This window comes from Acinetobacter sp. AOR43_HL, from assembly GCF_027854635.1.
GTDB classification, from domain to species: domain Bacteria; phylum Pseudomonadota; class Gammaproteobacteria; order Pseudomonadales; family Moraxellaceae; genus Acinetobacter; species Acinetobacter pittii.
In genome coordinates, this window is the sequence record NZ_JAKTHX010000028.1 from 98,742 (window position 1) to 109,900 (window position 11,159).

An 11,159-nucleotide genomic window follows, 5' to 3' on the forward strand; every position below is an offset into this window, starting at 1 on the left:
CTAATGAAATGGAACTCTTTCATCATATGCGCATGGATAGTTGAATAAAATTAACTTATATTGAGTCAAATATTCATTAAAAGTGAATGATAAAACATGGATATCGCACAGTTAAAAATGTTTCAGACCGTGGTTGAATGCGGAACAATGGCTAAGGCATCAATGCAACTACATTGTGTACCATCCAATATCACAACGCGCATTAAACAACTCGAAGAAGAACTAGGCGCACCGCTGTTTTATCGGGAAGGAAAAAGTTTAAAACTCACTCCCTCTGGGGAAATCTTTCTTAATTATTGCCATAAAATTTTAGCGCTGTGCGATGAAGCAAAACGTAGTATTCACCCTGATGCTCCACCCTGTGGCCCATTAAAAATTGGGGCGATTGAATCTTCTGCCACAACTCGCCTACCCAACTTACTTGCGAAATATCATCAACGTTTTCCAGAGGTTTCCATTCAAATTATTACAGGTACATGGAAACAGCTATTAGTCGATATTTCTCAACATAAACTTGATGGTGCGATTGTTGCGGGCAATATTGAATTTCCGATGCTCAATAAACTCAGTATTTACCAAGAAGATATGGTCTTAATTGCATCTCATTCTTTGGGAGAGATTCATTGCCAAGAAGACCTGATTGGTAAAGAAATTTTTATGTGGACGGAAGGCTGTCCTTACCGTGCAGCCCTTGAAGAATGGCTTAAACTGAAGAATATCTCTCTTCCTATTACCAGCATTACTAGCTATGCCACGATTATTGGCTGTGTCAGTGCAGGCTCAGGGGTAGCGTTAGTGCCTAAAAGTATTTATGAGCAATATAAAAATTTGGCCCATATCCAAAGTTATAAATTTGAATATCTTGCTTTTATGCAGAACCACTTTTTCTGGCACAAAAATGTGAGTAACCATAAAGCTAGAGACATGTTTATAGAATTGATTAAGACTGAATTTAGTTTATGAATTATTGCAATGATTGGTTTAGCGCCATTAAATGATGATTTATCGTAATCAAATCGTATGGGTTTTATCTCATTGCAGTACAAGCTTTATTTTTAACAGTAAGATCACCACTTCATCTTTTGATTCTGGTTGGGGAGATTGATCCATATGAAAACCTTACAAGTGTTATGCGTTGCAAGTTCTATATTGGCTTCATCAACCTTATTTGCAGAAACAACACAGCCACAACAAGTTGTTGAAACAACACCCAAAACACAACCTTATGGTGACAATCCTAGCTTAGGGCGCGTACTGTTATATAAAACAGGCAAAGGCATACAAAATTTAGGAAACTCTATTCAAGGTGCTTCTGAAAAAACATCGAATAAAATTAGTGAGAAATGGCAAAACACCAAAGAATTTACTGCTGAAAAAGCAGAAGTCGTTCAACAAAAGGCAGATACAGCCAAAGTATTTACTGAACAGAAAATAGAACAAGCCAAACAAAATATTACCAGTAGCCGAAATGGTGAAAATATCCCGATCGAGCAAGGTGAATTAAGTAAATCGAGCACAGCAGCTAACTAATTTTTTGGATAGCGCGATAACTTCGCGCGCTTATAAACACAGATATTTATCTAGAAATAATGTCATTAACTATAAGAAAGCTAGGAATCTGCCTTATGAATAGTCAAAAACTCCTCTTTTCAACACTATGCTGCTTAGCATTAACTGCATGTGCGACCTCTACACCTCCTTCTTCATCTTATTCTCAAGCACAAGTTTTAGAACAAGATACGAATATCGAGGCTTATCCCTCTACTACAGGTAATGTAGCCAAGCTCATTAAACAAGATAAACAGGCTTGTATGATTGAATTTACTGGCTATTTAGGAGGCGGACATGTAACTGAACACTGGACTTTTAATAATAATGGTCTGATTTCAGCGACCTCTTCGACTATGCAATATCCTGATGAATCAGGCATATTAAATCAGGCAACCAAATCTACAACCAAAAGTTCAACGACTTTTAATATTCAAGATCCAGAAATTCAGAATAATTTCAAGAAACTCCAAAGCAACTTTAATCCAGCGAATCTAGCAAAGTGTAATTAATACTTATCCATAAAAAAACCCGTTGCAGAAGTTACCCTTTGCAACGGGTTATAGCCATTTATAAATTTCTTGGACCTAATTTAAAAAATTATAAATAAGCTATTTAATTAATAGTCAAACCATTTGTTGCTGCCAGTAAATCAATACGAGGGAAAACCAATCCCGTTCTTGGGTCAGTAATTGGTTTACCTGTCGTTTTTAAACGGCTGATGGTTTGATCAATACTTTCTGTTGGACTCACGCTATTCGCTCGTAACAAAGCAATTGCACCTGCCACATGTGGTGTCGCTTGAGATGTACCGCCCATGGTATAACCACCCGCCGTGATCATTGCTCCTGGTGCTAATAAGGTCACAAGACTACCACCATTACTAAAGCACGCTACCTTATCTGCCGCTGTGGTTGGGTCCGAACATTTCACTGGGTTCCCCCATGACACACCACCAATATTACTATCATAAACAGCCCCTACTCTTACTGCACCAGCAACACAGGCAGGAGATGAAATTCCATCTGAAAATGCATCATTACCTGAAGCGACTACAGGCACCACACCAGCAGCTCGTGCATTGGCAAATGCAGTTCCATAACTGCTATCACTACACTCCGAGGTATATTTAACACCTGGTACGCCAAGGCTTAAGTTAACTGCTTTAATATTATAGGTTTGTGCATTATTTACAGCCCAGTTAATCCCTGCGAGGATATCACTATCATAAGCTGTGCTTACCCATTTACCTTGGGATCTGACCTTTCTAAAGACATCAATACCTATAATTTTGGTTTTGGTAGCAACCTTAGATACGATGCCTGAAACATTACTCCCATGCCCATCATCATCTAAAGCGCCATCATCTGGTGCACTATCAAATGAATAAACCACTCGACATGTGCTTGATGGTGTATTTACTGCCGTACAGCCAAAATCAGAATGAAGATAATTCACACCTGTATCAATTACTGCCACACTAGAGCCTTCACCCGTAAAACCATTGGTATTGGCTTGTGGTTGATTAATTAAAGGTAAACTTTCATTGGTCGTAGTCTGGTTAATACGGTTCGGATAAACCGCTTTAACATTTGGATCATTTAATAAAGTCACCAAAGCTTCGCGATTACTAATTCGATAGAAAGCTAAAGGTAAATTATTGTAGTCCCTAAGTACTTGGACACCACCAGCACGGTTAAACCTTGCCTGTATATTCTTTTTATTTGTTGCAATATAACTCCGCCGCTCTAAACCAGAAGGCACACTCACCGAAGGAATATTGTATTCGACGATTAAATCATTCGAATCATTATTGACCAAGGCATCCAAATCGATTTTGCTCTGAAATACTTTTTGTTTTGCTGCTTGATTTAACCGCTGTTTAGCACCTTTAGAATCTAAAGGAAGAGCGGATGCAGTTGTACTTAATATCGTACATAGACCTAATAGAAATAACGTTTTGCTTTGCATTATTTTTCTCCGTAGTTTTTCAACTAACAATTTGCTTATTTCGCTTTTATTTCATTTGCTGGATCTTTTTCTGGATCAATCGGTTGAATAGAAAGATCACTTTTTGTGTCATAAAAAGGAACGGTATCAGCTGATACCGATTGAGGATGAGTTGAATGTTGAGATAGATTTTTAGGTTGAGTAGGCTCCTTAAGTTTAGAAAGAAAGGACGTGGTGTCTGGTTGTGGCGAATTCGACTCATGTAAAGCAGAATTGAACACATCAGATGCACCACTTGTTGGCTTAAGATAGAGAACAACGGCGATCAAGCCGACCAATACAAGAAGGGAAGCAATAATTTTCATCTGTCATATCTCTGTTTTTTTGTTTATAGATATCTATTTTTATTTTTGATTATTCGAAATAAAGCGCTATTTCTTTCAATATATTTCATGTGAAATTTCTATTTCATGAAATATACAAACCTGAGAAAAGCTAAAGTACCTTTTCCCGAATAAGCAAAAATACAGTTCTGCCCTGTACATTTATATTTCTGGCAGAATATGGTTCAAAAAAGTGCTAAAAAAGCACTCCATTCTCATAATAAGCAATAATTATGCCGTTTCCTCTAATAAATAATTAGATTCACATCACATTTAAAGATATAAAGGACAAGTCGAGAAAAACCGAAAGAGAAAAAATTAAAGGATATTTTTTAAAAAAGGAAAAACAAGAGAGTCTAATTAGAATATCTAACAAATAAATGTTCTTTTTCACTTTATTATTAATTTTTATTAATCTTCACAATTTATCCCTAGTCTGTTTACTCAACGTAACACTGTTGTAACATTTTGATGAAGACAGTTCACAAGACTATATTGCCTTGGCTATGATTCGTTTGCGTTTATGAAATACCTCACTAAAAGGGTATATTCTTTGAAGGATATCGCAATGAAAATGATGAAAACAGCTATCGTTACTGCAAGTGTTCTTGCTTCTGCCTCTATTTTTGCACAAAGTGCGGGCGTTAATGCAGGTGCTTCTGCTCAAGTAAATGTACAACCGGGTGGTCTTGTTAGTGGCGTAGCCAATACAGTCAAAAATACTGCACATACTGTGGGTAGCTCAGCAAAGCATGCTGGTCATGTAGCGGCTGACACTACAGTTAAAGCAACAAAAAAAACAACAGGAAAAGTGACTGAACTTTCTTCTAAAGCTGCAAATGGTACAAAACATTTTGCTGCCGAAGCTGCGACAGGTACTAAAAATGTAGCAACTAAAGCCGCAACTGGTACTAAACATTTTGCTACCGAAGCAGTAACAGGTACTAAAAATGTAGCGACTAAAGCTGCAAACGGTACTAAAAACCTAGCAGTTGAAGCGAAAGCTGATACAAAAGCAGGTATTGATGCTGTAAAAGCTAAAGTTACAGAAAAACAAGCAGACCAAAAAGAATTTACTGCTGAAAAACAAGCTAATGCTCAAGCGCATGTAGATGCTGTAAAAACTCGTGTAGCTCAAAACCAAGCTGAGCAAAAAGAGTTTGTAGCTGACACTAAAGCTGATGCTCAAGCAAAATTAAATGCAGCTCAACCAGCTCATGGAGTTAACGCTCAAACAGGTGTAAACGTTGGTGTTAATGTTGCTGGTATTAATGCAAATGCAAACGTAAATGCTGGTGCTCAAGCGTCTACACAAAAAGCTGAAAAGAAATCTTTTATTAAAGGTCTTTTCGGTAATAACTAATCCATTATAAATAAAAAAGGGCAATTAATTGCCCTTTTTTATTTCTCAAAAATTAAGTATTCAACTCGTTTCAGTTAAAACTAAGCCTGCACGCAAACCAAGCTTCACATTTGGGTTTGGAAATAAAATCCAGACCTGATCTTGCTCAACTACATAATTACCAGAAGGTTGAGTTGCAATGATTTCACCTTTGGTAAAAGTCGAAAAATTCGGAGCTTCAGCTGATAAATTCATCTTAAAATCTTCATCTTTTTTAATTAAAGAATCAGACACTTTAAAGACTCGAATTTTTGTTTTATTGCGTAGCGGCAAGGCTTGCTCAGAAACTACATTACGAATAACTTCATCAATTGCTGCAAATTGGCTCAAGTCATTTTGCCCAAATGGTAAGGCTTTGCCTAACTCTAACGTTGCGCTCGCAGCTTTAAAATTCTCACTCGTAAAATGTGTAAACGTTTTACCTACTGCATTGTGATAAACCAAAGCATCTAAATCGGCTGCTTCAAGACTTGCTGTTAAATCAGCATCATAGCCATGCGTTTGATAGGGAAATAAAGCAAACGTTGGTAACAATGAAGCACGAATTGCTGTGTGTAAATCATAGTGATAGCGTTTAGCGTCACTTGCACTTTCTTGAAAGAAGTTGGTGACAACTTGCTCTAAAACTTCAGCACGCTTTGATTCTTCAGTCACGGCTAGAGTTTTATATCCACCACAAAACATTCGATTTACATCATCATGCACATAGCGTTTGCCTTGACGCATTGCATAAGGGTTACCCAATACAAGCAGCAACCTCACAGCAAGGTTTAAACGCCCTGCAAATAAATCCGTACAAAGATGAGATAACAATTCAATTGGTGCTGTTTCATTACCATGCACTCCAGCTGACAGTACGACAGCTTTGTCGTACTGTGCGTTTGGCGTACATTCAAGAAGTCCTTCACCCAACCAACGCCAAGAAAAATTATTTTGTTTTCCTTCGCGAATTGTAGGCTGCTCACCTTGTAAGGTTAATGCTAGAAAATCTTGCATGTCACCTCCTCATTATTTTTGGAAAGGATAAACCGAACCCAAACCTAGAATTTTGGTCAGTTCGTCAAGTGCCATACGGCTTTCCATTAACAAATGCGGATCAGCCAGATCTTCTTGTGCTAAACGATCACGATAATGTTTATCAACCCATTGATTGAGTGTGCCAAACAATTGATCATTCATAAGAACTTTTGGATTTACAGCATTTAATTCAGTTTCGTTTAAAGCTACGCGTAAACGTAGACAAGCTGGACCACCACCATTACGCATACTTTCACGTAAGTCATATACCTGAATAGCATCAATTGGTGAGCCCATTTGAATCATGTCATTTAAATAGCCCCAGACTGCTGCATTTTGACGAGACTCTTCTGGTACAACAATAGTCATTCCACCATCTGGACGAGTCAAAATTTGGCTATTAAATAAATAGGTTGCTACGGCATCGTCAACGGTAACACGGTTTTCAGGGACTTCAATTGAAATAAAGTCTTCACCGATGCTTGCCATTTTTTGACGAATTTCAGCAAAGGCCTGATCTTGATTTAAAAATGCATGTTGATGATGGAATAAAACCTGTTGGTTACTTACCGCGATCACATCATTATGGAAAACGCCCTGATCAATTACATCCGGATTTTGCTGAACAAAAACGGTATGTGCATCATCTAAACGGTGCAAACGTGCAATTGCTTCACTTGCCTCACGCGTTTGACGAGCCGGATAGCGTTTTGGTCCCGGCAAGCCATTATTTAAATGTTGTTGACCATAAACAAACACCTGAACACCGCGCTTAGCATAATCACCCCCTAAACGGTTGTGATTGGCTGCTCCTTCGTCACCAAACAAAGCTACTTGTGGTAATGCTTCGTGGTGTACAAAGTGGCGTTCATTTTTAAAGATTGCTTGTAAAACTTGGCTTGTAGTTTCAGCTTCAATTGAACGGTGAAACTTATTGTTCAAGTTCGCTGCTGTAAAATGCACGCGCTCATCTTGACTATCTGCAGAAGGTGAAACAGTTGCTGCATTGGCAGTCCACATTGGAGAGGCTGAACTTAAAGATGACAATAGTTCAGGTGAATGACGCATTGCTTGAGCAACAACGCTAATGTCATCACCTGTAAAACCTAAACGGCGTAACATTGGAACATGTGGACGCTCATGTGGAGCAAGTACACCTTGTTTCATTCCCATGTCAGCCAAGGCTTTCATCTTTAGCAAACCTTGTTTAGCTGCTAATTTTGGATTCGAGGTATTATTACGGTTTTTTGTCGATGCTTCATTACCAAACGACAAACCCGCGTAGTGATGTGTTGGTCCCACTAAACCATCGAAATTTACTTCATATCCTTTCATTTTTTTCTTCCCTAGTGTTTAAGGCAACACAATCCCTGGAGATAATTTTTCTGGTAAGGTTAAGCTGTCACTTTCAAGTGATGCCATTGGCCAAGCACAATAGTCGGCAGCGTAAAAAGCACTCGCGCGGTGATTACCTGATGCCCCTACACCACCAAACGGTGCGGCACTTGAAGCACCAGTTAATGGCTTATTCCAATTCACAATACCTGCACGTGCTTCAATGAGTAAGTCATCAAACAGTTCACGTTTTGGTGAAACCAAACCAACTGACAAGCCAAAACGAGTTGCGTTAGCAATTTTTAATGCTTCATCAAAACTGTCATAACGTTGAATGGTGGTAAGTGGACCGAAATATTCTTCATCTGGAATATCTTTCACGCCTGTGACATCAACAATACCCGGAGTAAGTAATGAGCTGTCTTCTTGAGGACGTGTCATGGCTAATAAACTTTTTGCACCCAGCTCAAGTAACTTTTGCTGAGCATTCATCATGTTTGTTGCAGCAACTGAAGAGATTACCCCCCCCATAAATGGTTGTTGCTCGTCATTCCAACGGCCAACTTTTAGGTTTTTAGCAACTTCAACAAAACGTTGAATAAATGCATCACCTTCAGCACCATTTTTTACCAAGATACGGCGTGCACATGTACAACGCTGACCTGCCGAAACAAAAGCAGATTGAATAGCAAGATTAACTACTGCATCGACATCGATAATTTCATCAATAATCAATGCATTATTGCCGCCCATTTCAAGCGCAAGAATTTTTTCAGGTGCACCCGCCATTTGCTTATGCAAGTGATAACCAGTGTTTGCACTTCCAGTAAACAATAAACCATCAATTTCATGTGAAGCAGCTAATGCTTCGCCCGTGGTACGACCACCTTGCACCAAATTCATCACACCATTTGGCAGACCAGCTTGTTGCCAAAGTTTTACAGTTTCTTCAGCAGTCCAAGGCGTTAATTCACTTGGTTTAAATACAACTGTGTTGCCAGCAAGCAATGCAGGAACAATATGCCCATTTGGTAGATGGCCCGGGAAGTTATATGGGCCAAAAACTGCAAGCACACCATGCGGACGATGACGTAAAGATGCTACACCATCGGCCATTTCAGTCGAGCTTTCGCCTGTACGCTGGTGGTAAGCGCGAATCGAAATCGCAACTTTGCCAATCATTGATTGAACTTCAGTTAACGTTTCCCAAAATGGCTTACTGGTTTCTTGGCTAATGACTTCTGCTAAATACTTTTTATTTTCTTCAAGCAAAGCGGCAAATTTTTCAACAATCGCTACACGCTCTGCAAGTGGTAAACGCGCCCAAGCTGGAAATGCAGTACGCGCTGCCTGACAAGCTTGTTCTACATCAGTAGCAGTAGCCTCGGCACCTGACCATACAGTTTGGTTATCAACCGGGTTTGTTTTCTCAAATGTTGCGCCGCTGCCTTGTAACCAGACACCGTTTATAAATAAAGAGTTTGACATCAGGATACTTCCATTGGATTTAGTGATAACACACGAACAACGTGACCTTCTTGCACACCGAGTTTTTCAGCTTGTTCATGTGTTAAATTTATTGTGTTATCAACAAGATCAAGCTTTAACAGCATTGCCTTATAGTCATGATAATTATCATTGGCAATGAGATATTGGGTCTTACCGACCGCAGCTTCACTTGTAATTTTGACGTTTAGTAACTGACTTTCTTTTACTGCTCGCAATTCATCAATATTGGCTTCAATAGTTGGACCAGCATCAAAAATATCGACATATCCTTGATAGCGTAAGCCTTCCGACTCAAGCACATGATAAGCAGGTAAAGTTTGTGGATGCATTTTTCCAATTACCTCTTGCGCATCTTTTGGCAAGAGATCTACATAGACTGGGAAACGTGGCATAAGCTCTGCAATAAACACTTTTTGCCCAATTCCACTCAAATAGTCTGCAGTTGAAAAATCCATATTAAAGAAATGGTGACCAATCGCATCCCAAAATGGAGAACATCCATTTTCGTCTGAGAAACCACGCATTTCAGCAATTAACTTTTTCTCGAAATATTGCTTAAAGGCAGCGATAAACATAAAACGGATTTTCGATAAGAATTTACCGTTTTGGTTTTCACGACGCTCTGGATCTAAAAATAGTGTACAGAGTTCGCTACTACCTGTTCTGTCATTACTTAAAAATAAAGTAGGTAATGACTTATAGACATTTAATGCTTTTGAAGCGTGTACTTGAGTACCAACATGAAAGTTGTACCAAGGTTCAATGAGCCCTACAGCAACTTCAATTGCACTTAATCCAATAACACGTTGAGCTTCTGTATCTTCAAGAACAAACAGATAGCCTTGTTCACTTTTATGGACATTGCCATTTAAAGTATTGCGAGTACGTGAAATTCGAGCCGAAAGTGTATCCATATTTTGTGGCAAGGAAGTCAGGCCTACACCCGACTTACCTGCTAATTTATAAATATCTTCAAGGTCTCGAAACTCGGCATGACGGACGATCATCATGGCTAGCTTTCCTTTTTTTTATTTAGCCAACTTTGCCAATGCGCGCTTTAAACGAGCAATTCCTTCATCAATATCTTGTTCAGGAATAATCAGAGACGGTGTAAAACGAACCACGTTTGGTCCCGCGATTAAAGCAAGCAAACCTTCTTCGCCCGCCCAAGTCGTAATGTCTTTCGCTTTCCCTGCATACTCAGCTTTTAATACACAACCAATGAGTAAGCCTTGACCACGAATTTCTTCAAAAATCGGGTACTCAGTATTTAATTTATTTAATGCGTCTAGGAAATATTGATGACGATGTTTTACACCTTCAAGTACTTCAGGTGTATTAATAAACTCAAATACTGCACCAGCAACCGCACTCGCTAACGGGTTACCACCATAAGTCGTACCATGTGTACCGACAGAAAAATGCGGTGCAAATTTATCAGTTGTTAGCATTGCACCAACTGGAAAACCACCACCTAGTGCTTTTGCAGTCGTTAACACATCTGGAATAACACCAGAGTTCATATAGGCATAAAGTGCACCTGTACGGCCAACACCAGTTTGCACTTCATCAAAAATAAGTAAGGCACCGAACTCATCACACAGTGCTCTTAAGCCTTTTAAAAATTCGATGTCAGCAGGAATAACACCGCCTTCACCTTGGATCGGCTCAACAATAACTGCACAAGTTTGCTCATTAATGACCGCTTTTGCAGCTTCTAAATCATTAAAGGCAACATGATTAATACCGTTCGGAAGTGGTGCAAAGTCTTGTGAATATTTAGGTTGACCACCCGCCGAAACGGTAAATAAGGTACGGCCATGGAAAGCATTGTTAAATGCCACAATGCCACTTTTACCAGCAACACCGCTGTCTAGTCCAACTTTACGAGCTAGTTTTAATGCTGCTTCGTTCGCTTCTGCACCTGAGTTACAGAAGAAAACCTTGTCTGCAAATGTATTTTCAGTGAGTTGTTTTGCAAGGCGTAGAACGGGTTCATTTGTATAACCGTTACC

The 11,159-nt window shown here is 39.2% G+C and carries 11 protein-coding genes; 4 read left to right on the forward strand and 7 right to left on the reverse strand.

Translation table 11 applies throughout. The features are described 5' to 3' along the window. The first annotated feature begins 96 nt into the window (after positions 1-96). The 3 genes from MKL33_RS11780 (at position 97) to MKL33_RS11790 (ending at position 2,060) form a co-directional block, all read left to right on the forward strand. Positions 97-963 carry a LysR family transcriptional regulator gene (locus MKL33_RS11780; RefSeq protein WP_069037047.1) on the forward strand — a complete coding sequence of 289 codons (867 nt, stop codon included), beginning with the start codon at positions 97-99 and terminating at the stop codon, positions 961-963. Between the two features lie 147 nt (positions 964-1,110). Beyond that, a complete protein-coding gene (locus MKL33_RS11785) occupies positions 1,111-1,530 on the forward strand; it encodes a hypothetical protein (RefSeq protein WP_005804579.1) in 420 nt (139 codons plus the stop codon). A 95-nt stretch (positions 1,531-1,625) separates the two neighbouring features. Then, the gene (locus MKL33_RS11790; protein WP_069037048.1) at positions 1,626-2,060 is read left to right on the forward strand and encodes a hypothetical protein; all 435 of its coding nucleotides are present in this window, start codon (positions 1,626-1,628) and stop codon (positions 2,058-2,060) included. 103 nt (positions 2,061-2,163) lie between these two features. Here the strand turns inward: MKL33_RS11790 and MKL33_RS11795 are convergent, their stop codons facing one another. Both MKL33_RS11795 and MKL33_RS11800 read right to left on the reverse strand, forming a co-directional pair. After that, positions 2,164-3,519, reverse strand: a complete 1,356-nt coding sequence (locus tag MKL33_RS11795) for a S8 family peptidase (RefSeq protein ID WP_199997159.1) — start codon at positions 3,517-3,519, stop codon at positions 2,164-2,166. Positions 3,520-3,554: 35 nt separating this feature from the next. Continuing rightward, positions 3,555-3,863: a hypothetical protein gene (locus MKL33_RS11800; protein ID WP_069037050.1), complete on the reverse strand. Its 309-nt coding sequence runs from the start codon at positions 3,861-3,863 to the stop codon at positions 3,555-3,557. A 586-nt stretch (positions 3,864-4,449) separates the two neighbouring features. Between MKL33_RS11800 and MKL33_RS11805 the strand changes: the two genes are divergently transcribed. Then, positions 4,450-5,244: a hypothetical protein gene (locus MKL33_RS11805; protein ID WP_069037051.1), complete on the forward strand. Its 795-nt coding sequence runs from the start codon at positions 4,450-4,452 to the stop codon at positions 5,242-5,244. 60 nt (positions 5,245-5,304) lie between these two features. Here the strand turns inward: MKL33_RS11805 and astE are convergent, their stop codons facing one another. From astE to MKL33_RS11830, 5 genes are all read right to left on the reverse strand, one after another. Beyond that, entirely contained in the window at positions 5,305-6,279 is a 975-nt protein-coding gene (gene astE / locus MKL33_RS11810) for a succinylglutamate desuccinylase (RefSeq protein WP_270906989.1), read from the reverse strand. Positions 6,280-6,291: 12 nt separating this feature from the next. After that, entirely contained in the window at positions 6,292-7,635 is a 1,344-nt protein-coding gene (gene astB / locus MKL33_RS11815) for an N-succinylarginine dihydrolase (protein WP_174725311.1), read from the reverse strand. Positions 7,636-7,653: 18 nt separating this feature from the next. Beyond that, positions 7,654-9,123 (reverse strand): succinylglutamate-semialdehyde dehydrogenase, encoded by a 1,470-nt coding sequence (astD, locus tag MKL33_RS11820; RefSeq protein WP_270906990.1) that lies wholly within the window; start codon positions 9,121-9,123, stop codon positions 7,654-7,656. After that, positions 9,123-10,154, reverse strand: coding sequence for an arginine N-succinyltransferase (gene astA, locus MKL33_RS11825; protein WP_002116871.1), 1,032 nt, complete (start codon positions 10,152-10,154; stop codon positions 9,123-9,125). Before astA ends, astD begins: the two co-directional genes overlap by 1 nt. 18 nt (positions 10,155-10,172) lie before the next feature. Beyond that, positions 10,173-11,159 (reverse strand): acetylornithine/succinyldiaminopimelate transaminase (locus MKL33_RS11830; protein WP_270906991.1); only part of this gene is annotated, 987 nt, incomplete at its 5' end.